Raw genomic sequence first — 24,490 nt, 5'->3', positions numbered from 1 at the left:
AAATTTTAAGATAGCTTGACTAACCAGTCCTTTCCATCAACGAGCCGAGCAATCATCAAGCTACTTACGCTATTACAGATTACATTGATCATAGTCGCTAATGGATCAATAATAATACTTATCGCAGCAATGGCGATTAACACAGATGGTGGAAATCCATAAGCACTTAGAATCAATAACTCTCCAATCATGCCTCCACTTGGAATGGCACCCATAACAGTACCAACCAGTATAGATATACCGATGGCTGTAAGTAACACTGACACACCCGAAAAGCTTATATGAAAAATTCCAAATAAAAAGGCAATTTTAAACATGCCTCCAATAACAGATCCATCTTTATGAATCATCATACCAAGAGGAACAGCTGTCTCATAGATTTCAGGTGAAACATGCATTTTTTTTGTTGCCAACAAATTAGCTGGAATACTGGCAGCACTGCTACAAGTTGCTATTGAGGTAACCATTGGAAGGAAAATGTTACGCCAAAATAACTTTACGCCTTGTTTTCTTCCTGCCAAATAAGCATAAAAGGTAAAAGCAATGAGAAAGTAGAGAAATGCAAAGACGTAATAAAGTATGGTAATTTTTAAGTAACTTTCCATGAGTTTTGGCCCTAGTTCATGGACTAAAACTGCAAAGTACGCAAAAAAACCAAGGGGGGCATAATACATAATGATAGAAAAAACACGCATGAAGACTTCTTCACCTGCTTGTAAAAAAATAGAAAAAGCCGAGCCTTTTTCCGTTGATTTTCCTGTAGCAAGACCTACTAAAATTGAAAATAAAATTAACGCTAAGATGTGTTCGTGTGACAATAATTGGCTAAAATTAGGTACAGTAAAAATTCCGACAATTTGACTTGAAAAACTCACGTTTGATGTTGGTGTAGATAGTGTTAATGGGAGTTGAACATCCTGTGCCGGCGGAAACATTTTTACAATAAATAGAGTGTAGAGAGCTGCTATTAGAGAAGTGAATATAAAAACAATAGCCATGTAAAAAATAATCTTACTTAGTTTTCCTGCGGCGCCACTACGTGAGATTGCAGATGAGATGCTAAAAAAAATGAGTGGAACAATAGCTGTGAAAATTAAATTAAGAAATATTTCCCCTATAGGTTTTAGATAAGATGTATATTCACCGAAGTAGTAGCCTGTTATGCCTCCAAAGACGATGGACATAATTAGGATTATAGGGAAAAAGTAAGCACCTCTCTTTTGCATAAATTGTAACCTTATTTTTGTATCTAAATCCTAGTAGCGCAATTGAAGGAACTATTAATAAATTCTAATTAAAACTTTATTCAACCTATAATAATTTCTTGCGCGGGAGGCCTTAAATTATAGTGTGAACTCATGCTATAACCATAAGCGCCAGCATTTGCAATTAAAAGGACATCGCCCTCATGGGTATAAGGTAATAAGCGGCCGTACCCTAGTGTATCGCCTGATTCACAAATTGGCCCAACAATATGAAATAGTTCTGTCTTAGCTTCCTTAAATCGACTTAAATTAACAATTTCATGATAAGCGCCATATAAAGAAGGCCTAATTAATGAATTCATTCCAGTTTCAATACCTATAAACTTAGTTTTACCTTTTACTTTACATTGAGTCACCTTAGCGAGCACAATGCCGCTTTCGGCCACATAAAATCGTCCCGGTTCCATCCAAAATTGTAGGTGAGGATAATATTTTTTTACTGTTAGCAGTAAAGTGTCTAGTTGAGTAAAATCCATTGGCAGCTGTTCTGGCTTTTCTACAATACCAAGGCCGCCGCCTAAATTAATAAATTGTACTTTTGGAAAGTGTTTGGAGAGCCCGGTAAGCATAGAAGCAGTTTGTTGCCATAATTTAGGAGTTAGAATGCCACTACCTGAATGCGAATGTAAACCCAGCACTTCAATATTATACTTTTTGGTTAAGGCAATAATTTGGCTAATATCATTTTGTGTAATACCAAATTTAGATTCATTGCCACCAGTATGAACGTGTTTATGATGTCCCGCACCTGCACCAGGATCAATACGAACAATAATTTGTCGATTTTTAAATAATTCAGGCCAGTGTTCTAAAGGATAGAGACTGTCGATAGTAATGTGACAATTAAGAGTTAAAGCATACTCATATTCTTGTTTTGGAGCAAAGTTCGGTGTAAATAATATGCGTTTTTGCTCTATATTAGGAAAAAGCTCTACTACTCTATTTAACTCTTGAATGGAAACACACTCAAAACCTATGCCCTTTTGTTCCAATGTCTTAAGAATTACTGGATGGGAATTGGCCTTAATGGCATAAAAAAGCCTATCAATAGCGTTTAAAGCTAATAATTGTTCAGCTTTAGCTTTTTGAATGGAACTATTATATACATAACAAGGAGAGTGCAATGCAGCGATTGTCAGTAAACGCTCACGATCTGCTGCCCACCATGGTGTTGCTTTTATCCTAGTTTCTTTAAGTTTATGGCGTTGCAGCATTTTTTTATCGCGTAAAAACCAATTTAAATCTAAAAAAGCATCATTTCGAACGCCAATTATAATTAAGAATAGCTATATTTGTCAAATTTTTTAACAAATTGTGTGATATATAACTCTAAGTAAACTAGATCTCTTTTTATTTAATTAAATTAAACATCTTAGTTGTTTCATTATTAGCAAATAACGAGTTACTATTTTTGCTTTTTTATCCTGCTTTATTGCTTTAGCCAAACGAAATATCTTAAAAGACGGATAATTTAAATTAACTCCCAATTATTAACAACTGGTAGAGATTCAAATCCTGGTTTTGCAAAATAAAAACCTTGCATTAGGAAGATTTCATTTTCTTTAAACCAACGCGCTTCCTCAGCTGTTTCTATACCTTCTGCAATAATTTTTATATTAAGTGAATTTGCGGTCAAAATAATTCCTTTTATCAACGCTTGTTTTACAGGACTCATATGGATATTACGCACCAATTTAATATCAATTTTGATAAAATCTGGTTGAAAATCGGCAAGCAAGCCTAAACCAGAATAACCTGCTCCAAAGTCATCAATGGCAGTACAAAAGCCTCGTTCTTTATAGTACTTAAAAATAGATAGTAACTTACTAGGGTCTTTAATTTGTTCATTCTCGGTTACTTCAAAAATAATTTTTTCGAGCGGAAAATTAGCGTTTTCGGCAGCAGCGATAGTAGTCCGTAAACAAAGTTCAGGGGAATAAACAGCATTAGGTAAGAAGTTAATCGAAATACATTCATTTATATTTAATTGTTGTGCCTTAGTAATACAGGTTATTCTGCACGCTTGGTCAAATTGGTAACGATTTTTATCATTAACCTTTGCAAGAATTTCCGGCGCACCTTCTCCGTGTAATCCTCTCACTAATGCTTCGTAGGCAAAAATTTCTTTCTTATTAATATCAACAATTGGTTGAAAAGCAAATGTAAAATCAAAATCAAGTTTGATATCACAAAGATTACATCCAATATTCTTTTCCAAGTAAAATCCTTTTCATTAACTTAAGCCTATTTTAAGGATAAATCCACATGACAAGATCGTCAATCATTAGGGCTATGGTACCAATTTCGAGTATAAAGTAGCGTGTATTTCCAATTTAATTATTTATATTAAATTATAAACAAATGTTGTTTTTATCACGCGGCCTCAAATATTATCGTAACATCCTTATGATTTGAAAGACTTTAATATTTTTAGCTTGAGTAAAAGCCTCAGAAGGATTTGATACTCAAGTCTAGCTGTGGAATACCACTTTTTTTCAAATATCTTAACAGGTTATTGTCCGAAAATTGGGACAAGATTAAAGGAGCTATGCTATCAAATCAGCTACTCTTAATCCTATTTAAAATTACTACATATTGCTGGCAATGTTGGCTCAATTTTGAATAATTCTTTAATTTGTTCTACTGAAAATACATTTGAGTCTGTTTCTTGTCCATCCCACAATAACATCGCGCCATCCTCATTACTTTCAGACCAAGCCCATATCCCACTTTTATAATTAGGATCTGGGGTTTCAGAAAACTCAAAGACCAGAGCATCATGAATGAAACTATTTTTTTCATTGCAAACTCCTGCCATAGCTAAAAATAATGAAATAGCAGGATCACTAAGAGGCAAGTTTTGAGTTTCAGAAAATTTAATAGCCTCTTTTCTGTGTTTGAATCGCTCTTTAGATATTATAATATAGATTTCTTTTTCTTGTCCTTCTTGAAATACTAAGTGAAGTTTTTGCTTATCATTTGTTATTACTTTAAACCCGTGTTGATTTAAATCTTCTTCATCTATGCTAAGCCTAGGTATATAGGCAAAAAAAGTATCATTTCTTGATTTCATAGCTTTCCTTATTATTATAATTTAAATCAACTATTTCGCGCCAAATTATATCTTGGAATCATAGTGCGAGAAAGTATTACATTATTGCCTCTCGATACTCATAACTGAATCTTGCTCCGTATAAACTCTTTTTTCCAAAATGGCAATTTTAAGTTTCCAAATTACTATCTTCACAATATTGTTATTTTTTCTAAAATATATCCAACTAGTATTAACTTTAAAAAATTAGATTAATAATTATTCTCTATATTTCAATAAAATTATTAAAATTTAGCCAAAGAATCTAGGCATGTATTAATTGCTATAAAAAATATTATTAATTCTAATTAAATTGTGTAGGAACTCTGATGCAAAGCAAGACTGATAAAAACCTAGCTATTCTTAAACAAATTAATGAGGAAATTAATCAACAGCTTATCTGGACACCTAATCGGTTTGATAGTTTAGAAGAGGTGATGAATTATGTAGAGCATGGCACAGAGCAGTATTTTTTATATCATCTTTATAAACATCTTAATCGATTATTTAAGCAATTTTTACACGACAATAACTGTACCACTACAAGCTTAACACCAGAGCTTAAAGAAACTTTTCAAAGTGAAGTACAACGTAGTGTCAAAAAATTACGGGATGACCTTATCATCCAAAAAAAGTATATTTTTTCAAGTGATAAATTGCCAAAGATGGAAGAAGGAACAGATAAAGATTTCTTTAAAAGAGATCAAGTCATTTTAGAAAAACAGATAGAACAGTACTTTAAGCTAAATTTGTCGACATTATTAGAGACACTCTATTTAGGCCAAGAGTTAGTAATTGAAGATAATGACTTAAATGAACGCTTTAAGCAACAAGAGGCTTTAGCTGATTACCGAGAGCAATATGGCAAGGACTTTCTATCACAACGTGCTTTGGTAAATAGCTTAGATGAGTCTGATATTACCAACCTCAATCGAAAGCTTGCTTATTTCTGCCAGGGTTTGTATTTAGAGCGGATGCATGTACGTGTTGGACAATGTGGTGAACATACAACACTGTCGCTAGTTAAGTTATTGAAAGAAAATCGTTTACCTTGGAACACTGTCATTGAGGCAATTCATAACGATTATTATAATCAAGGCCTTATTGATGACAATCATGTCTTTTTAGCTATTAATCGTGATCCAAACAGTGACTTAGCCGACATTTCAACCTGGGGTGAGGAAGCGATTGTCTTTGACTCCTGGAAAAAAGAAGTCTTTAAAGCAACTGACTATTTATCTCATCGCTATATGGATGGCGGTGAACAAAAAAATTATTCGGCTACAAAATTTAATATTGAAGATGCAGATTTACTACGTAATTTAACTGATAATGATGTTTATTTACAAACAACTGGTAATACGCAACTAGACAAGCTAGTACCGGCACTCATTGAAGAAAATCAATTAATTGCTATGGATGGGGACTACTTTACCCAAACAAACCAATTGCTAAATGATTTAGTGGAAGAAGTAAGGCCTGCTAACTTCGATTTGAAGGTTAGATTTTACCTAACTACAGCTGGAAATCAATTGATTCATACGATAGCAGGCTTTCCTGAACCAACCATTATTCTTCACCGTGAGTTTTTTAACCATACCAATGACAAAGCGTTAATCGCTGAATTACGGTTTGCAATAGCCCAACAATTATTGGTGATTAAACGGTATGGCGTGGGCATTAATAATAATCTAAGTGCTTCCATACACTATGAATTAGACCGCGAAGCCTTAAATCTAACCGGTAATGGTGAAACCGTCATTAACTATCTACGGCGGGCCCAACAATTTCGTGAATTGCATAAAGATGAGGAACCTTCGCAAACGTTACCAGAAATGATGGACCATGTACTAAGACAAAAAGCGTTACCCGCCACATTTGAGCAACGAATTAAAAACCTCATGACTTATTTTGCTTCTGAAACAGCTAACTTAAAGGAGCACGTTTTTTCTGGTACATTAACAGCAGTACGCAATGAATTATCATCTGTTAAGCCATCCTTTTTCTATCTAGATAAGTTTAATCAACAAGATTCTATCATTGCAAAACTTACCTATTTAACTAAGAAACTTGATTCACTTAAAGAACATGAATTATTGCCTTATGAATTAACACATACCCCTAGTGTTCGGGTACGCGAATTTTGTCAACTTTTATATAGCTTAACGATTGATTGGTCTGATGATGCGCAGGTTCAAGCCGTAGATGAACTCATTGCTCACGCTTTTGCATTAAAAGTCCCTGGCTTTGACCGGATTTATTTAGCCATTCAACAGATTCCCTTTCCAATGGTTTTCCGTACGCTTGAAAAAAAATTAAAAGCGTTAGGCCCTTTTAAAGACTTACAAGACAGTGTTAAGAATTTTGGCAATGCTACTAATCTAGCTGCAGCTAAACAACAAGCCAAAATTTTTATAAATCTTTTTAAACAATTGCACCCTCATCTAACTACAATCTGGGCTTCTAAATATATAAAAGCTTACAAAAAAAGTCATCAGGGTAGATTGCCACTCGGAGATGCACGCTTTTTTGGTTCGCAAATTGGACAAAAAATTAAGTGGCAAGGCTTTAATGAAGAACAAGCTTTAGGTATTGATAGGTTTCTACAATGGGCAACAGAAGATAAAGAAGGCGATATTGCTGAATGTTTATGGCATCTAGGGATTAAAACACATCCCCTTATTTTAGCAAATATTTCTGATAATATTAAAGAAGCGGCGCTATCAAAGAATAATATCAATTTAATTAAATTTTCTACGCCTAATCAGCTAAAGCAATATAATCCTCATGCGGGTGAACTAGCCATAGCGGTTATTCAAGACTCTGCAAAACACCATCACCTGGTAGACACCTTTCAGAGCACCGAGCCCTTTGAACAACAATTTATTCAATTTTATGATAATAATATTAAAGCACTGCGCGGTGCTGCTGATTGGTACAATAACAAAGTAAAAATTAATTTAAATAATGATAATCCTACTGTGCGCTGTTTATTAGCTAAATTTACGGAAATTGCTCTAACAGGGACATCAGAAGAGAAAGCCATCGTAAAAAGCTTCTTTTTAGGCCGGGAAGATAAACGTGATTTAAAATCGCTTAACATTTATATGACGTTTAGTGAATTAACGTTAAATTCGCTTTATTATCAGTTTTGTTTTTACCAACGTTATGAAAATCAAACTTTTTCTTTATTTAGCACTGATCAGTTAATTGCTTTAATTAATGAAAAGCGAATTTATGATTTTCCGCCGCATTTATTATGGCACTACCTTGGCTTTCCTGATAAAGAATTTACACTGACGTATTTAGCACCTTTTTTTGAAGAACTAAATAAAAAACAATTAAATGGAGTGGTATTAGGTGTTAATCAAATTATAAAACAGCATCTTCATAATTTCGGCCCCTACCATCTATTTAGTCATGAAACCGCGCAATTACTAGCACTTCAAACTATTAATTCCCGTGTAAATCAAAAAGAAATTTTTAAATCAAGTATTACTCAAACACCCTCTGACTTACTTTTTTCTAAATTAGATATTAACGAGCTAGTAACAATTTATAAAGCTTATGAAGCAAATTTCTTATTTACCTCCTTTACTGAGCAACAGCAATGGGGACAATTACTTTTAACCCAACTAAAAGCAAAGCCAAAGGAGCAACAACTCGAAGCAATTGATGCTTTGTTAAATAGCAAACAATATGGCCGACCATTAACGGATATTGCTTTACGTAATAGTCTCATTAAAATATGGGTGCGTATCCAAAGCGAATTACTAGGTCCTGATGACAATACAGAAATCTATCTCACCAAAATAAAAACTATTATTGTAAGTCTTTCAAAGAAGCTAACTAACGTTGAGTTAGAGCGCTTATTAGCCAAGCTAGCTAAGTCAATTCAATCTCAGCAACAAGTGAGTGAATTGATGGGGATGACACTTTGTCCCGAGCGTTATTCAAAAGATCATGAACAGGAAAATAATCAAATAAATGACCTCATTCTCGCTAATTTAGCGACGACTACTTCTTTTTTAGGTGAAGACAAGCTCACTAAAGAAAACGCACTAGATTTTATTTCAACACCATTGACCCCAGAGTCTGTAAGCAATTTTGCTACTTATTTAGTTGATCACGAAAAAGCAAGTAAGTTATGTGATCTCTATTATGGCTCAGATTATATATTGACAAATAAAGATAGAACTGAACAAATTAGTCAAACCAAGATAGCGCTTAGTCAATTTTATTATCACTTTTGGGATTGTAATTTAACTCAGCGTGCAGTCTTATTGGATCAATTAACGCTTCCTGCCAGTGAGGTGGTGACTGATACGCAAATTACAGCAGCCTATAACGATACCTTTGTTTATACAGCGCATAAACTATTTCCTAAGGCTCATCTTAAAAATTCAGATGATGAATTAGCCTTAGAGTTTTTAAAAACCTATCTTGCTGTTGCTAATAAATATGAACGAAGTATTCTTTTGGCAGGCTTAATTGTAGTCACTAATAAGGCTTCAACTACAACAAACGAAATAAGAATAGGTAAAAAAATAGCGCTACTTTGTGAGCATATGGGACCTGCATATATTAAACTTGCCCAAGCGATTCATAGTCATCCCCAAACGCCTGAATCTATTCGGCAGGATTTACATCACATTAAGGGCCGTGCTAATCCACCAGCCCGCTGGGATTTATGGCGTCTTTTAACGGAAGTCTTACCCGATAATGAAATAGCCAATATCAAACACGTCGGTGCCTTATTAGGTTCAGCCTCTTATAATTTAGCGCTAGATATTGACTATAAATATTTTGGTAATCAGAAAGTACTGATTTTGTTACGTGAACAGGCTAAAGCACAAGCGGAAAAAGGCTTTGACCAACTTAAGGAAACTATTGAGCAATGTGCACATCCTAGAGCACAAGCGATGCGTGATACTTTAAGTACTATGCTAGATGAAGCAAAGCGTTTGTCAGAAGCTGAATTAGATTACCATATCTCTGATAAGCAAAATGCGCTTGCTCATACCATGTATCAGCTACCACTATCAGTAACGCTCCAAAACCAACAATACAATGTTTTGTTAACTTCAGCCACCAATCTCTGCAGCGGGAATGGTTATCGTGTAATTGAGCGGATGTATGGCACTGAATTTAATGATTTACCTGAAGACAGCCAAGAACAATGCACGGCCAAAAAAGTCATTGCTACTGCTATTGTGACTTTGGAATTAATCCATATCTTGCAAGGAAAGCAGTTTGATAGTGACCGCCATGGCAATCAACTGCGAGCGCTTATTGATGAGGAATCGCACACCATTTATTTAGGCTTATATGATTTTGGCGAGCTCTCTCTAGAAGAGCCTAAACCAGAAGAACTACAACAATTAGCCGCCCTAATTAAACAACTGTTAAGTCCAAAAAATTGGTCAAACCCCCAAACCTTGGCGACACAAATTGATAATCTACTGTCAAAAACGATTACTGAAAATATTAAACAACATAAACCTGCCAATTATCTTATGCACATTAAAAAAGGCTTATTGGCTTTGCAAGATTTTCAGAAATATTTAAGTGCCGAAGATTTGCAAGCTATTGTAAACAATATTTTCCAAAACTATCAGGAAAAAATTCATCCAACTTTAAGAGACGAATTAAAAAACTCTTTATTATTAGCAAGTTGGGCTTTCGAAGCACAGCAACGTGCGCATAGAGTCATGGGATTTTTTAAAAGTGCTTTTTTGGATCCAAATGCTGATACACAAGATTCCTTACAAACACTACCCTGTCACAGACTTATTTAGCTATTTATATAATCTAAAAATTAAGTCTTTTAAAGGAAATTTAGCGCTATATAGTTGTCATTTGCAAATAAAATACCGTAATAATTGTCTTGAGTTTTATAAGGGAAAACTCAAGCGGCTTATTAATCCTCTTTTTATAATTCTGGGATATAGATACAGCTACATTTTAATTATGAGGATTTAAGCGACTACTCCAAGTGGTCAAATATAGCTCAAAGATTTATTTATTTATTTATTAAGAAACCTAAAATTAAATACAAGCAATTACGGGAGTTGCGCCAGCCCCGCTAATAGGAACTGGAAAGTTACCAAAGCCTGTAACTACGAGTTGGGTAAGAATTAAAAATTAATCAATTTTATTAATAGGCTAAATAGAGCAACTAGTAGCCTTCTCAACCTAGAAAATTATTGATTATATACTTCTACAGCTCTGGCTATCTTAAATCATTTTTAGAAGCTTCTGAAACTTGCTTTTTGTCATCTTGATCTTTTAAAGCAAATAATCCGCCTTTAGACATATAAGACATTCTAGATCCCTCCGTTGAGCTAGAAGCACCACCATACCACGTGCCATACTCCCCTTTCCCATTTAAATAACTAGCAATTTCTGCCTTCATTGTTTCTTCTGTATGTAGCGCAGTGTTTGTTAATAGTTTAACAACCAATTTTTCTGTTGCTTTCTGTCCATGGTATGAAAATATATCCTTAGCTTTTAAATAATCATAACAAATTGATAATGCTTTACATAAAAGGGGATTATTTTTAATAGGATTAATACACTCCTCATCATATAATTTTTCAGATTTAGAACATAGCATTGCTACAGTTACAGCTTTTGCTTGCTCTGTAGGAATATTTAATTCCCTATATAACTCTACAGCAGGATTATTTAATTCTACCATTAGAAAAATTTTTACTAAGTCTAAATCAGGCCTTAATTGCGGCTTTTTATGCCGCATTAAATTAGCAAGATAATCTACATTCTTATTTCCCTTATTTATATTTTTTAAAATAACTCCTAATGAATAGATATCAGATTTAACAGAGGTTTCCTCATAGTCATCAACTTCAGGTGCCATATAACCAGGAGTACCACAAACTTCATAATAAACAGTGGTATTGCTATTTTCTATCTGTCTTGCTGTTCCAAAGTCAACTAAAGTAACTTTTTCCGCTAGGATTACAAAATTACTTTCCTTTATGTCTCTATGAATCCTTTTATTTCCAGAAGCAGCTATGTACCCTTTATGGAAATTATCTACTTGTATTACACATTGTAAAGCTATATTAAGTCTTTGAGATTCATTTAAATCATTTTGCCTTAGAAAATCTGAAAGATTAGGTCCTAAGTATTTCATAACATGATATTTTTTAGAACTACCCTTTCTATGGATTGGTCGTGCTTTTTCTATTCCTAAGTCTTTTGCTATATCTGCTTCATCCCAGTTAATTTCCTTTGAAATTTTTATAGCAAATAATTCATTATTCTTATTTTTAATAAGTTTGACTCTTCCGTAGCTACCTTCCCCCAAATATTCTCCTGATGCTAACGCATAAATATTGTCTTCAATTTTTATAAAAGAATGTTTAAGCGTCACTTCTTTTTTAGTGTCAGGATGAGTGTATTTTCTTTTCCAATTAGTTCTCTTAATTTTTGTTCCCTCAGGGACCGTTTTTAAATGACGCTCAGCAAATTCCCACTCTTCAGGTGTAATATTTTCTAGAGAGAGCATAATAAGTTTTCCCTCTTAAGCAATAAACAAGAAGCCTTATTGCTATTTATATATACAATAAGTATATATTTAAATCATAAGGAAAACAGTAGGGATTACTATTTCAAAATGCGGAAGTTAAGGTTTAACTGTTATTTAGCCCGCTTGTATCGAAGGTTGATACATTACATCTGACAAATAATCGCTAAAATACAACTAAAATGTACAGGCTTTTCTATAATTAGAATTAACAAAGCTGGAGATTGTTATGAAAAAAGGAATTTTTCAATTGCAAGATGAATGTTTTTTGCTGCTTCTTCAAAGCTCATTGAAGTCAATTCCTTTTAATATTTTTTTATCCACGTTTATTTGGGGCTATCTGTTATATCGTCAGGCTCCAATTAAAGAAGTAACACTTTGGTACGGTTTAATTTGCTTTTTAAGTCTCTATCGCTGGTTTTATAGCCAGCAAAGTATTAATAAACGCTCTTACCTTTTAAAAAAAGACCAAATCAAACTGATTTTTATATTATTAACAGGTTTAATGGGCGGCTTATGGGGAAGCTGTTACATTTGGTTTTATCCTTATTTTTCAGCAATGCATCAAAACGTGATTACACTCGTACTAGGTGGCATGGCATCAGGAGCGCTTGCTTCTCTTTCAATTTATTTACTGGCCTATTATGCTTATCTCCTTCCTATGTTTTTACCCCTTATTTTGTACAATTATTGGCTCGGCGGCATTGATCATACCATTTTAGCTTCTATGTTCTTACTTTTTGTTATCATGTTAATTATGACAGCTAAATTTCCTTCGACTTTATTAAAAGAAACTATTGAACTAACCAAAGAAAAAGATAAGGCATTAGAAGAGGTTCAACGTACAGCTATCACCGATGGGTTAACAGGGCTTTATAACCGCCGCTATTTTGATCAACGGTTCAATGAAGAATTTAGACGAGCCCAAAGAAATAATCATGCATTAAATTTAATTTTAATTGATGTGGATGACTTTAAAAAAATAAATGACCAGCATGGGCACCCTTCAGGTGATTTATGTTTAAAGGATTTAGCAAATACCATAAAAGACTCAGCTGGGCGAGCCAATGATGCCACATTTCGCATTGGCGGCGATGAATTTGCAGTTATATTAAGTAATACTTCGCTTGAAAAGACCATTTCCCTTTGCAACAAAATTCAACAAAAATTTAAACAAGAAGTAGCAATTTCAAAGCCGACTATTAGTATAGGAATTGTTAGCATCCCACCTGTTTGTTCTAATGAAATTGATGAGGTTGTTTCAGTAGCAGACCAAATATTATATGCGGCGAAAAAAGCAGGTAAAAATCAAATATATTCACAACAATTAAAATGTTAACGTTATTATAGCTCTTTATGTTATTACATTTTACAAACCAATATTTTCTGAGACTGCTCAATCTACTGCTAGTGTTATATTTTATTATGATTGAGAAAGGACACTAAATCCTCAAAGCCATTGAGAGCTTCTTTGCTTAATAAAATATATTTCTATAAATGAGAATTATTTGTTCGCCTGCTCTTGCCATTTTGGAAACTCTCGATTTCCAAATTACTAGCTTCTAAATTAGTCTCTTTAAGTATAAAATTAATTCTAATTGTACAACTTTTAATCTATTTGCTATGACAACACCCTTAGACTTATATCAAGCATTAAAGCATACTCCTAAGTGTAGTGGAGGTATATGCTTTGGCTTTGCACTGCGTGCTTTAGAAGCAGGTTTAATTGAAGAACTTGCTCAATTTGATTACAGGAATGATTATGTTGATAGTAAACCAGTTGCAACTTTAGTTAATGAAATCGACTTAGTTAGAAAAAAGGTTAGTGAGCAGGCTAGAGATACTACTGAATCGCCCTTAGAATTAAATGAGCAAGAACGCATGCTTCTTAACATTTTAAGTTTTTATGACAGTTTAAACCTTTATCAAAATGTAAGAAATTGGTGTTTTTTAGTTGGACAAAAGAAACTAATTCAAAGTCACTTTGAAGCAATGTCTACCATTGCCTCGTCAGACGCTATTTTAGCCCGTGGTGGCTTAGTTACCCTCTATTCTGAAGCATTAATAAAAGATGAAGCGGAAATAATTACTTATTTAACTGAGCTAGAACATGAGCTTAAAAGGGCTTGTATTGACAATAAAGCGCCTATCGGTTTTCTTCTCGAAAGTGAAGATCACGCTGTTACCTTAATTTATACGCCGAATGTTGGCTGGTCTTATCGCGATATTAATCAAGATCCTCTTGATGTTGAAGCTAACGATGATCCCCTTGATCATGCTAATAATCTATCAGAACTTGCTGAAGTTATAAGCATGGGATTTAATTTTTCTACTTATGAAGAAATCAATGCTTATACCGCCTTTAATATCAAACTTGTTTTAACAAAGAAGGACCCGCGTTGTAATCTATTAAAAGACATCCTTACAGCGTTCAAACACACGCATATCGTGACAGAAGAACTTGCTTCTCGTCGTGCAAACGGAATTAATTTACTATGGCTTGCTGCGTATTTTGGTCATTTATCTCTTGTTAAAGAGTTAGCCGGTCAAGGTGCTGAAATCAATCTAGTTGATAGTGATGGTGATACCCCCCTTCTTGTGGCTTTAAAAAATCAATATTCAGAAATCGCCAGCTATTTAATATCTATAAAGGCAAATGTGAATTTAGCAAATAACAATGGCATCACTCCGCTTCATATGGCTGTAATTAAAGAATATATAAAAATTAGTAAATACTTAATTCAAGCAGGCGCAGACTTATTTTTAACAACTAAAAAAGGTAATACACCACTTAGCCTGGCAGCAAAAATAGATTTAGCAATCGTTAAATCTCTTATCAAATATTTCGTTGAGATAAAGACTGCAGCTGCTTTAAATTTAACGGCCACTGAATATAAAAGTACATTACTTCATCTAGAAACACACAATGGATATTTGGAGGTTGTTCAAGGTCTGATTCAATCAGGGGCAGACGTAAATGTACAAGATTGCAATGGTATCACCCCGCTATTTATAGCCGCATTTAGAAACCATTTAGTAATTGTTAAGCACTTAATTGAAGCAGGGGCCAACCTAAATTTAGTAAGCATTAATGGCGCGACTCCGCTTTATGTAGCGGCAGAGAAAGGAAATATAGATGTAGTTAAGGCATTGTTAGATGCAGGTGCTGATAGTCGTAAGCCCTGTACAGTAAGTGCTGATAAATTAGCTAAATTAGCAGAGACTAAACCTCAACATATTCAAGCAAGAATAGCGTCTCTTCCAAGAAAAACATCTACAGCTAATACCGTAGTCGTAACACCTTATGAGATAGCAACTATTATGGGTCATACTGATGTTGCAAGTGAAATTGCAAAGAGAGGTCGCCAACTAAGACTAAATGCGCAACTACCTAACCTAAGTTTGTTTCAGCTTAACAACACTCAGTCTAATAAATCTTCTAAAAAAAGAAAACAGCCTGAGTTGGACGTTAAGCAGCTTAAGTTAGGCTAAATTTTAAAGTAAATTAGGATTAATTTTCTATCAGTGCAGAGGATTTTTTTATAGTTGGAGCTAATACCAGCTGCGTTGCAAATACTATTAAAGATAAGAAAAGTTAAATTTTAGATGGATCTCAACTATAAATGCCGAACTGTTTATTTAAGGGTGGAATTGTTCATTACATTACTTACTAACCCGCTTAAACATACGTTTCATAATATGTTTTATTTTTGAAATAGAATTCCTAAAATATTTAATGTATTGATTTGTGTTTCTTTTTCAATAACCCCTAATTTTTTGACAATACGGGTACGATCAATTGCCCTTAATTGATCTAAGGCGATCTGGCCTGCTTGATCTTTAAAGAAAGTCATAACTCTTGTTGGAAAATTATCTTTAATGGTGCTAGTCATTGGTGCAATAATTACCGTCTTTAACCTACTTAAATTCATAGAATCTGGCGATATAATCACCGCAGGACGGGTTTTTTTTATTTCAGAACCAACAGTTGGAGCTAAATTCACCAAAAAGACATCAAACCTTTTGATCTTTACCATGTCCATTCATCCGTATCAAAATCATTGGCTATATATAAAGGAGTTTCTCCCATACTAGCATCGGCAGCAGCATTAAATTGTTCTAGCCATCCTTCTTGTTGATTTTTTATCGGAATTAAAGTTAGAACACCCTTTTCATCCACTTTAATCTCCAATTCTTCCCCTGGAGATAAATGAGCTTCTTTAATAATAGTCGAGGGTATACGTATACCAACAGAATTTCCCCATTTAGTTAAAGTTACAATAGACATGGCTTTCTCATGAAGTATAAACAAAGTATAATTATATAAAGTATATACTTAAAGTCAAGATATGATTTTGAGGACCTCCTTAATTACAGTAATTGTTTTTCATGATTATCAATTTTTATTTTTACTCAGAGTTCATTTTTATTTAAAATATCATTTTTTCATGAACTTAAATAAAAATTATGCCTAAAAAAGGTAAAGCGAAAGTTTTAACAGATAGTGAATTTAAACGCAATGGCAAAGTCGCTTTACATCAAATACTTTACCAAAGTTGTTTAGGAGATTGTATGACAAGGCGGGTTATTATAGGCGCAAGCTCTCACTTAGGACGTCGGATCTTTACTACCAAACTGATTGAACAGGGAGTCAATATTAAAGCGGTATCTCGATTAGCGAGCCATGCTTCCATTGTCACAACCTCTATTTATGTTGATGATAACTTCGATAGGCTCAAATGAATTGTGGCGAACTTAGCTTCAATCTAGGTATATTTTTTCGATAGTCATTTTAATCCAGCTAACAAGCCACGATTAATTTTAATTAACCAGGGATTACACATGAGGATTTTTATGCGTTATTCAGTTTATCTTACAAAGTTGGTTCCTTTAGCTACGATGTTATTAGGTGCTATTTTATTTTTTTACCCTTTACAATTACTAATTCAAAAAAATATTCAACCTTTACAAAAACCAGGTGCCACCATTGCTCTTGCCTCTGGCTGGATTAAAGTTAAAGACTCAATATTACCTACGATTAAATTTAATGAAGGAACATTAGGCGGTGAGAGCGTAACTCGATTAGGAAATACCCTTTATCAATTTTCTAAATATATTTTACCTGTGGGTGTAATAGTGACAATGATATTTAGTATTTTTCTAATATTGGGATGGGAATTGAAAGCATTGCTTGAAAAAAAATTATTGTAAATCATTGACGAATTTTCATTATTATTCCCTAGTTTTGTGAAAGGCCAGGAACATAACATAGGAAAATTAATTATATATATATATCATAAAAACTATTTCAAATTATCTAGGAAATTTTTATTAAAAAAAGCGTTGCTTAAACTTTATTGAATAAATTATTGATGTCTTATAGTTAAGCTGAAATTAAAGCTAACTAATAATTATCACGAGTAAGCTTTTATTTAATATGAAACATGCTTAACCGTCGCATTAACGTGTTACTAACCCCCAGCCAAACCTCTATAGTCTAAACTCTTTGAAGACTCTAGTGAATTTTTGATATCTGTTTTATCAGGTATCTGATATTTGAAAATAGATTGATTTATCAAACTACTAAGAGTAGAGGAAGTATCTTTATCACATTCTGTTGAATCAATCTCTTTAGCTGTGGACGAACATCCTTTTACGATTAGCTGCTTGAAGTTATGAAATCCAATTACAATATGCTCTACTAATTCATCTGGCGATAAACCTTCAATCAAGGCTGGATCAGAAAGTATACAAAGAGGAAGATTATTTTTAGCTAAAAGGAAGTTTAAGAGCTGTTGAGATAACCGTAAGTTGCCATCACTAAAAGGATGAGTTAATGAGAAATAATGCGAAAAAGTTGCACATGCTTTTATAACTTCTCTGGCTGGATCAACTTTACTACTAGCATTAGTAATATCAGAATAATAATTATCTATTAACTCAGTTAGTTTTTTTTCAATTTCATGAGGCTGTGTATATATTTCTAATATAAATGAATCAAGGTAGGCTGATGCTATAATATTATAGCCAGCTCTATGCCTGCCGTTATTGGTTATATTTTCTTTTTCTACCCAATCTAATATGTCATAAAGTCCTAATAAAGAGGTGTTATCTATCAGCATGCCAAATCTTATTGGCTCTTTTCTAAATTCTCCCGGAATTATAGCAAGGCTTCTATTGGCTTGAGGTAAAATGACATCAGTCAAAGCTAACTTATGCATTTCTTTTATAAAATCTGTAGATAATTCGTTATTTTTAGCAAAAATTGTCCGAACAAGTTTGATCATGGCTTGAACTGAGCCAGGTTCTATTTGATTCCATAAACCGATAGGATCATTGGTTTGTGCTTGCTGTGTAAGATCAATAAAATAGCGAGCTAAAATTTCATCTGTGGTATCTAGTAGTAATACAGCTTGATTAGATTGATACTCTTTTACCATTAGGTCTAAGTTACTTGGCAGTATTTCTTTTTGCGTTGTTAGCTTGGATTGTTGTAGGTAAATTTGTTGTATTTCTTTCTGCAGTTCTATTTGTTTTTGAACTAAATGTCCTAAATGATTAGTTTCAGTACAGCGTGTTTTTTCAGGAAATGTTTTAGCTACAATAAGCGATTCTTCTGCCTTATCGAAATTTCCTTTAATAACATAAAGCCAGCTCCTTAACAGATGAAAGTAGAAAAAAGTAAAGTCTTCTTTAGCTCTAAACCATGGTGGAAATCTTATTATCTGTTTACTTAAATTATTTAATAAACAATCGATAGTTTGCTGCCCTGTTTCATCTAAAATAAAAAGTTGATTATTTTTTTTTATATTTAGGAATAAATAATTAAGTTGGAAGCATAGAGAGTGATAATAATCAGTGCAATTCCTTTCACCTGCAATTAATCTTAAGCCTAAGTCAAGCATTGACCTGTATAAACGTATCTTTACTTCTGTTGTCACATTAGCCTCTTTAGGTAAAATAATCTTTATTTACGTCAATTCAAAAGTTAAAATCGTGCATCTTAATGTAACTGGGCTAATGTCACAATTAAAAAATAATATAAATAATTGATAAAATTAAGGTTTTTTAAGTCAAAACTTAATAAAAGAAACTTACCTACAGAATTTAAAATAACTTTCTAAGTGGTTTAATGAAAACGATTGCTCTATTACAAAACAACATTCATTTATAATTTAATTTAAATCGATTAAATAATAGAATCAAAAAAATGCGTTCAACTAAACAAATATCATTCAAATAATATTACTTTCAGAGCGAAGTAAACTTGCAAAGCGTGCATGATTAAGTGACTTACCTATTGTAGATAAATCATTAACTTTTAATTTATTAAAAAATGTTCTTTAAAGGCATATAAATCGACTTTTAGAAACGCTCTATACGATTGAAACCACATGTATAAATGAAAGAATAGGTATTAGGTGTTTATAGTAAAAATTCAGTGAACTTCAAAACTAAAAATATTTTTAATTATAAATTATCTACCTTTTCTTTTGGTAATAGAGTTACATTCTTCTGATGAAGGCTCTTCTGTTTGTTTTCTTTTAGAAAACAATGAAGAGCTTGCCGAAAAACAATGGTCCTGACTTAAGTCATTTTGATTTATAGATTTAAGGTGATCTGTAATAAGGTTAGCAATCTCATTATGCCCCATTATTTTAGCAATATCATATGGCTGCATTTTAATTTGCTCTGAAGATTGTGTTTTTAAAAATTCATGCATGCGTTGACTGATTTCAGGATTCTGTTGCTTTTCTGATTCCTCAGCTGCAAATTTTATCAATTCTTCTTTAGTCGATTCAAAAGGAATTTCAATATTACACCGTTTACTCATTAATAATAATTTAACTACCTCAACATGACCATATTGTGCTGCGATAAATACAGGTGTGGCATTATCTATTAGCGCTTTATCTAAATCTGCATTTGCTTTAATTAAAACCTCAATCACTGCAATATCGCCCCTTTGCGCTGCAATAAATATCGGTGTAGTGCCATCTGCCATGGCTTTATTTACATCAGCTTTTCCTTGAATTAAGGCTGTCATCACCACAGCATCCCCTATTGCCGCAGCAATCATAGCAGGGGTTACACCCTCTTTATCCGCTTGATCTAAATTAGCACCTTTTTCGGCTAAAAGATTGATAACTGGCAGATGACATAACCGCACAGCAACCATCATAGGTGTTACACCATTTTTATCAGGCTTATCTAAATTAGCACCCTTTTCTGCCAAAATATTAATAGCTGAAATATAAGCATATTTTGCCGCCAAAGAAATAGGCGTTACCCCGCTTTCATTACCCTTATTTAAATCAACCCCTTTTTCAACTAAAATCATAATCATTTGAACAAAATCATTTTCTACAGCAATATAAAGAGAGGTTTGACCTTTCGGTGTTGTTCTATTTAAAAACTCTATGTCAACAACATTAACTAAAGCTGCCATAAACGCAGTATCATTTTGTTGAGCAGCTAATAAAGCCAATGTAATACCATCTTCATCTTGCCGCAGAGTAAGCTCTTTTAATGCCTCATTACTTGGCCTTGCAGGAATTAATTTTTTTAATTCAAAATTTGTAATATTATTAGTAGTTAAAATAAAACTTGTATTAAAAGCAACATAGGGTGATGAATTATTTGGATCAAAAGCCTTTATAATCTTATCAACCAAACTATAATCTATAGCTGTCCTTGTCATTATCAGTGTCATTAAAGGCTGATTTATGTCACGAAATAACCAGCCTAAACTAGGTGTATAGCTTAATGAAATAGTATGATTATAACTCGATAATAAAAATCCAATGGGTATATTAGTATCGTTTAAAGTATTACCTATTAAACAGGCTAAATCTTGCAGATAGCTGTAAAGTTCATCTCGAGTGAGAATCTTAGGCTCTGAATAAATTTGTCCTAAATTGCCTTGTGCCTCAATCATAGCAGAGGATGCTACGGGTGAAATAAGCGAAACATCATTTTGATTTAAATTTTGCTCAAATAAGGTAGTATATTTCTCAGGCGAATGAAATAGTTCTAAACTATCAAAAAAAGCAAATATACTAAGTAAAGCGTTATCTTCATCAGTAAGACCTTGCCCTTTTTTAGATTTTGTTTGCTCTATTTTCGCTAATAATATGTCCGGTGGGATGTGCTCAATATTATTCATACGCCATTCAAAGCGTAGAAGCTCTATCTCACCTAAAAAAGTTGCCTCTAACCAGCGCAGCGAAAAACCATGACACAATCCTGCAGATTCTTTTTTATAACCTAATACGTTATGTAAATTTAATAATGCACTGTGCAACGCCATAAATTGATAGTTTATTAATATAATTGTTTTATATTAGCACAAATAGATTAATAAATTATTATTAAAAATATTACATTGAAAATAAAAACTCTTATATGGCACATATATTAAGCAGTTCTTACAAGATGGGAGTATTATATTTTTTAAAGTCTTATATGGTCTGATGGAGAACAACAAATCATTGTCTAACAACTATATTAAACTGTGCCTTTAATTTATAACTGACAAGTCAAAGATATAGAGTTTTATACTCAAATTCAATGTAAAAACGATGAACAGGTAATAGAGAAGTTAGAATTTATTTATTTTTTATTCTAAAATTGAACTCCAGAGTAGCGCGTATGTAAGTCAAATTGACTTCTAGCTAGTTAAATGTGAAACTGTGTAATCAGCCTTAGCTATTATTAGCAGCCATAAGATTAAAGCAGAATAAAATCTATTTTTTTCAAGTATTATATAAATTTAAAACTAATTATATAAAAAATAACACGTAATTCTTAAATAGACTTTAGCCTGGAAATAAAATAAATAGAATCATATTGCACAAGTTTTGACATGAAGACCAATATGTTTGTCAATATGCTCTTGTCTTTCTTGAATGATTTCATTCATTTTTTTAACAAATTGTCTTACTCCATTTATCTTGAAATGACGACAATGCTTTGTGGTATAATTAATAAATTGTAAAGCTATTTCCCTACAATTTTCTGGTGTATATTTTTCATTACCGTTTAGACCCTCTTGATACATGTTTCTCAATGCTTTTTCAATTCGAGGTCCGGTTATCTTCTCCTCTCTTACACGTAAAGCAATCTCTTTAGGATAAATTGCTTTAGTAGTTGGCTCTGCATGTCTCTTAAAAAGAGAGTGTTGGAATATTGTCTTAAGCATACTTCTCTGAGATTGTCTTACTTCCGCATAATGAGTTGCAGCAGTAATTGCAGTTTCAAGCGCTTCTTTGGAAAAAGAAATATTTGTTTTGAGACCATATTCAGCAAATACTTTAGTAACTTCTGGTGAATTTAGTACATCAATCATTTCTGATAAGCTATGAAAACCTGATTTGCAGGTATATGCCAAGAAAGTTTCGATAATATTATCTATATCTTTTTGTAAAGTAGGGCTTTGCAAGTTTTCTTTTACATATTCATTTAACACAGCTGCCAAGGTATAAGCTGTCCCAGAAACTGAGTTAACAAAGGGGATGTCCACATTTTTAGCAGAGTAACCATCTTTAATTGTTCGGTCGATGGAAAAGCTATTTGTAATACCGCCTAATATTGGCTCTTCACTCAGCTCAACTAAAGGTATCGGGCAATTTGCTTTGATGATACCCGGATTTTGTGAATACCCTACATCTTGTAGCATGCGTTGTGCACCCCTGTCTTTAAAATCAGATAATGCATTTTCTTCATGTCGCATCTCTATTATCTTATTTAAAACAACTGCTGTAGCGGTTTCATCTTCACCAAATCCTCTTATTGCAGCAATAACCATTTCTATGTCTTTCAAATTATTAACTTTTTTAAGTTTTGAAAAACCTTTCATTTCTGCATAAAGATTATTGGCCCCAACCATATATTTGGCAAGGCGATCAAGGCTGTCTTGGTGTTCTGTCGTATCAAGGGTTTTCCAGTGTTCAGTAGCCAACTTAGTTTCAAAATATCTTCTACTTTCTACTTGTTCTGGCTTACTGTTTTTAGCCGCTTTTATCGCAGCCTGTTCAAATAACCTTACAATATTTGGCTCATTTAGAATTTTGGCTACTGCAATAAGTTTTTCAATAGCATCAGTGTAATTAATCTTAAGATAATCCATTTTAATTGCTTCTATTGCTTCTAATATTGAGTTTTGAGTTACTAGATGTTTGTTTTTAATTTTTATTATTTCTAGTGCAATTAAAATAAAATCAGAGGTATCAATATCGCCTGTTTCTAACATTTTTTTAAGATTGTGAGATTGGTAAGGCATTTAATTTCCCCTCTATAAGATAAAGTAACTCAGTAAATAAAGCATATTTTATAAATAAATTTTATATACGATTTACCTTATTTTAAAACTTAATGATTAAGGAAAAATTAATTTGAACACTTTTAACCCTTAAACTAGAAGGTTTAATTAGATAAAAAATTTTTGAAAATTTAGGCTATTTTCCACTTGAGCTTTATAATTGGCTAACGGTGAAGATATTTAATCAGAGCTAATCCTTAAAACGGGTAAAAGATTAAAAGGATAATAAAGACCATCTTTTTGAATTAAATTTTAATTAATTGTATAATGAAAAAATCATTTTTTTGGGATTTATGTATAACCGGCTAGAAAATGATAAATCACTTCTCGATTCGCAACGCCATTATAATAAAGCAGCCCTTTGCTTTATTATGGCTGAACCCGTACCCAAAGCTGCTTATTCAACGTTTTTTACAGAATTTACTAAAAAACTACTAACCATATAGTTAACTCTTTATCAGACTTAATAATTTCAAAGAATGTTCTTGGACTGTTCTCTTCTTGTTCCAACTATCTTATTTTTTGCAACATACCTATTTAGGCAATATTTTAAGTAACCTAATAAATCAGTTAATAAAATTTTAATAATTATATTGTACAATAATTATACTACATACTGTCAATGCAGTACGTGCTACATGCTGAAGAACGTAATGCATCAGAGCACACTAGAGCCCTTTCCCCACTCACTTTATCAAATACCTCAGATATTTCTGATAATGGACTACCACAAGAAACTCTATTAACCATGTTAGATATTATTAAAGATGATGTTTATTTTCTTGCGGGCGTAATTGATCCTTTTGATGAAGCGATTGAAGAATCACCTTATCCTAAACACGACGTTGTAACCTCTAGTTATACTAAAAAGGTTAATTTAGATGAAGCAACATCCGGTGAGCAAGACATTATTTTAGATGAGTTAACTTCCTGGCCAGAGGACCTCCTTGCGCAGGATTCAACAGAGGTTACTTTTGAAGAAAGCCGAATACGAGATCATGATAGCGTACCTAGCGCTGAGCTTGAAGAAAGTACCTTACGGTACAAAAACGTGTCTAGTTCATCTTCACTGCAAAGCCTGCCAACCTTTTTTAATTCGACACATAAACGAGCTGCTCGGGAAGAAACTATGGAAAATGACTTTAAGCAAGTACCACAGCCTAAAGTAGCAAAATAATTACTTAGATAGGATCTTAAGAAAGAACCCTCTTTTAATAAATTGGAATTTATTAGGCTAATAAATTTTTGCAACTTAATTTTTCAAC

General features: G+C 33.0%; 16 protein-coding genes and 1 pseudogene. 7 read left to right on the top strand and 10 right to left on the bottom strand.

Features of this window, described 5'->3' with window-relative positions:
- Positions 1 to 5: 5 nt before the first annotated feature.
- The 4 genes and pseudogenes from ACNVED_RS04115 to ACNVED_RS04100 all read right to left on the bottom strand — a co-directional run bounded on the left by ACNVED_RS04115 (position 6) and on the right by ACNVED_RS04100 (position 4,338).
- Complete coding sequence (locus ACNVED_RS04115) at positions 6 to 1,226, bottom strand: dicarboxylate/amino acid:cation symporter (protein ID WP_419420492.1); 1,221 nt, start codon at positions 1,224 to 1,226, stop codon at positions 6 to 8.
- Positions 1,227 to 1,306: 80 nt separating this feature from the next.
- Positions 1,307 to 2,446, bottom strand: a pseudogene (gene lysA / locus ACNVED_RS04110) (diaminopimelate decarboxylase); the annotation flags it as partial.
- Positions 2,447 to 2,736: 290 nt separating this feature from the next.
- Positions 2,737 to 3,483 (bottom strand): EAL domain-containing protein, encoded by a 747-nt coding sequence (locus ACNVED_RS04105; protein WP_419420491.1) that lies wholly within the window; start codon positions 3,481 to 3,483, stop codon positions 2,737 to 2,739.
- 357 nt (positions 3,484 to 3,840) lie between these two features.
- Positions 3,841 to 4,338, bottom strand: coding sequence for a hypothetical protein (locus ACNVED_RS04100; RefSeq protein ID WP_419420490.1), 498 nt, complete (start codon positions 4,336 to 4,338; stop codon positions 3,841 to 3,843).
- A gap of 347 nt (positions 4,339 to 4,685) precedes the next feature.
- Here ACNVED_RS04100 and ACNVED_RS04095 point away from each other — a divergent pair, with 347 nt between their 5' ends.
- Positions 4,686 to 10,154 carry a hypothetical protein gene (locus ACNVED_RS04095; protein WP_419420489.1) on the top strand — a complete coding sequence of 1,823 codons (5,469 nt, stop codon included), beginning with the start codon at positions 4,686 to 4,688 and terminating at the stop codon, positions 10,152 to 10,154.
- 434 nt (positions 10,155 to 10,588) lie between these two features.
- Here ACNVED_RS04095 and ACNVED_RS04090 read toward each other — a convergent pair whose 3' ends face one another.
- Positions 10,589 to 11,887 carry a protein kinase domain-containing protein gene (locus ACNVED_RS04090; protein WP_419420488.1) on the bottom strand — a complete coding sequence of 433 codons (1,299 nt, stop codon included), beginning with the start codon at positions 11,885 to 11,887 and terminating at the stop codon, positions 10,589 to 10,591.
- 247 nt (positions 11,888 to 12,134) lie between these two features.
- Here ACNVED_RS04090 and ACNVED_RS04085 point away from each other — a divergent pair, with 247 nt between their 5' ends.
- Together ACNVED_RS04085 and ACNVED_RS04080 are read left to right on the top strand one after the other, a co-directional pair.
- Positions 12,135 to 13,244: a GGDEF domain-containing protein gene (locus tag ACNVED_RS04085; RefSeq protein ID WP_419420487.1), complete on the top strand. Its 1,110-nt coding sequence runs from the start codon at positions 12,135 to 12,137 to the stop codon at positions 13,242 to 13,244.
- A 284-nt stretch (positions 13,245 to 13,528) separates the two neighbouring features.
- Entirely contained in the window at positions 13,529 to 15,397 is a 1,869-nt protein-coding gene (locus ACNVED_RS04080; protein ID WP_419420486.1) for an ankyrin repeat domain-containing protein, read from the top strand.
- Positions 15,398 to 15,609: 212 nt separating this feature from the next.
- Here ACNVED_RS04080 and ACNVED_RS04075 read toward each other — a convergent pair whose 3' ends face one another.
- The gene (locus ACNVED_RS04075) at positions 15,610 to 15,942 is read right to left on the bottom strand and encodes a type II toxin-antitoxin system PemK/MazF family toxin (RefSeq protein ID WP_419420485.1); all 333 of its coding nucleotides are present in this window, start codon (positions 15,940 to 15,942) and stop codon (positions 15,610 to 15,612) included.
- A complete protein-coding gene (locus tag ACNVED_RS04070; protein ID WP_419420484.1) occupies positions 15,936 to 16,193 on the bottom strand; it encodes an AbrB/MazE/SpoVT family DNA-binding domain-containing protein in 258 nt (85 codons plus the stop codon). Before ACNVED_RS04070 ends, ACNVED_RS04075 begins: the two co-directional genes overlap by 7 nt.
- A gap of 179 nt (positions 16,194 to 16,372) precedes the next feature.
- On the opposite strand from ACNVED_RS04070, the gene ACNVED_RS04065 reads away from it, so the two are divergent.
- Both ACNVED_RS04065 and ACNVED_RS04060 read left to right on the top strand, forming a co-directional pair.
- Positions 16,373 to 16,648, top strand: coding sequence for a tyrosine-type recombinase/integrase (locus ACNVED_RS04065; RefSeq protein ID WP_419420483.1), 276 nt, complete (start codon positions 16,373 to 16,375; stop codon positions 16,646 to 16,648).
- 111 nt (positions 16,649 to 16,759) lie between these two features.
- On the top strand, positions 16,760 to 17,116 hold the full coding sequence (locus tag ACNVED_RS04060) for a hypothetical protein (RefSeq protein ID WP_419420482.1): 357 nt from the start codon (positions 16,760 to 16,762) through the stop codon (positions 17,114 to 17,116).
- A gap of 260 nt (positions 17,117 to 17,376) precedes the next feature.
- Here ACNVED_RS04060 and ACNVED_RS04055 read toward each other — a convergent pair whose 3' ends face one another.
- The 3 genes from ACNVED_RS04055 to ACNVED_RS04045 form a co-directional block, all read right to left on the bottom strand.
- Entirely contained in the window at positions 17,377 to 18,846 is a 1,470-nt protein-coding gene (locus ACNVED_RS04055) for a Fic family protein (protein ID WP_419420481.1), read from the bottom strand.
- A gap of 536 nt (positions 18,847 to 19,382) precedes the next feature.
- A complete protein-coding gene (locus ACNVED_RS04050) occupies positions 19,383 to 21,215 on the bottom strand; it encodes an ankyrin repeat domain-containing protein (RefSeq protein WP_419420480.1) in 1,833 nt (610 codons plus the stop codon).
- 534 nt (positions 21,216 to 21,749) lie between these two features.
- The gene (locus ACNVED_RS04045) at positions 21,750 to 23,186 is read right to left on the bottom strand and encodes a hypothetical protein (protein WP_419420479.1); all 1,437 of its coding nucleotides are present in this window, start codon (positions 23,184 to 23,186) and stop codon (positions 21,750 to 21,752) included.
- Between the two features lie 332 nt (positions 23,187 to 23,518).
- Here ACNVED_RS04045 and ACNVED_RS04040 point away from each other — a divergent pair, with 332 nt between their 5' ends.
- A complete protein-coding gene (locus tag ACNVED_RS04040; RefSeq protein ID WP_419420478.1) occupies positions 23,519 to 23,671 on the top strand; it encodes a hypothetical protein in 153 nt (50 codons plus the stop codon).
- Positions 23,672 to 23,856: 185 nt separating this feature from the next.
- Positions 23,857 to 24,402, top strand: coding sequence for a hypothetical protein (locus ACNVED_RS04035; RefSeq protein WP_419420477.1), 546 nt, complete (start codon positions 23,857 to 23,859; stop codon positions 24,400 to 24,402).
- Positions 24,403 to 24,490: the final 88 nt, after the last annotated feature.

The organism is Legionella sp. D16C41 (assembly GCF_048541585.1).
Taxonomy (GTDB): domain Bacteria; phylum Pseudomonadota; class Gammaproteobacteria; order Legionellales; family Legionellaceae; genus Legionella_C.
This window is presented reverse-complemented; position numbering and strand designations above follow the sequence as displayed.

What these genes read in the sequence shown, in the direction of transcription:
- ACNVED_RS04095 (WP_419420489.1), top strand. Translation starts at nt 4,686, where the DNA reads ATGCAAAGCAAGACTGATAAAAACCTAGCTATTCTTAAACAAATTAAT.
- ACNVED_RS04050 (WP_419420480.1), bottom strand. Translation starts at nt 21,215, where the DNA reads ATGGCGTTGCACAGTGCATTATTAAATTTACATAACGTATTAGGTTAT.
- ACNVED_RS04115 (WP_419420492.1), bottom strand. Translation starts at nt 1,226, where the DNA reads ATGCAAAAGAGAGGTGCTTACTTTTTCCCTATAATCCTAATTATGTCC.
- ACNVED_RS04075 (WP_419420485.1), bottom strand. Translation starts at nt 15,942, where the DNA reads ATGGTAAAGATCAAAAGGTTTGATGTCTTTTTGGTGAATTTAGCTCCA.
- ACNVED_RS04040 (WP_419420478.1), top strand. Translation starts at nt 23,519, where the DNA reads ATGTATAACCGGCTAGAAAATGATAAATCACTTCTCGATTCGCAACGC.
- ACNVED_RS04080 (WP_419420486.1), top strand. Translation starts at nt 13,529, where the DNA reads ATGACAACACCCTTAGACTTATATCAAGCATTAAAGCATACTCCTAAG.
- ACNVED_RS04065 (WP_419420483.1), top strand. Translation starts at nt 16,373, where the DNA reads ATGCCTAAAAAAGGTAAAGCGAAAGTTTTAACAGATAGTGAATTTAAA.
- ACNVED_RS04085 (WP_419420487.1), top strand. Translation starts at nt 12,135, where the DNA reads ATGAAAAAAGGAATTTTTCAATTGCAAGATGAATGTTTTTTGCTGCTT.
- ACNVED_RS04045 (WP_419420479.1), bottom strand. Translation starts at nt 23,186, where the DNA reads ATGCCTTACCAATCTCACAATCTTAAAAAAATGTTAGAAACAGGCGAT.
- ACNVED_RS04070 (WP_419420484.1), bottom strand. Translation starts at nt 16,193, where the DNA reads ATGTCTATTGTAACTTTAACTAAATGGGGAAATTCTGTTGGTATACGT.
- ACNVED_RS04060 (WP_419420482.1), top strand. Translation starts at nt 16,760, where the DNA reads ATGCGTTATTCAGTTTATCTTACAAAGTTGGTTCCTTTAGCTACGATG.
- ACNVED_RS04100 (WP_419420490.1), bottom strand. Translation starts at nt 4,338, where the DNA reads ATGAAATCAAGAAATGATACTTTTTTTGCCTATATACCTAGGCTTAGC.
- ACNVED_RS04090 (WP_419420488.1), bottom strand. Translation starts at nt 11,887, where the DNA reads ATGCTCTCTCTAGAAAATATTACACCTGAAGAGTGGGAATTTGCTGAG.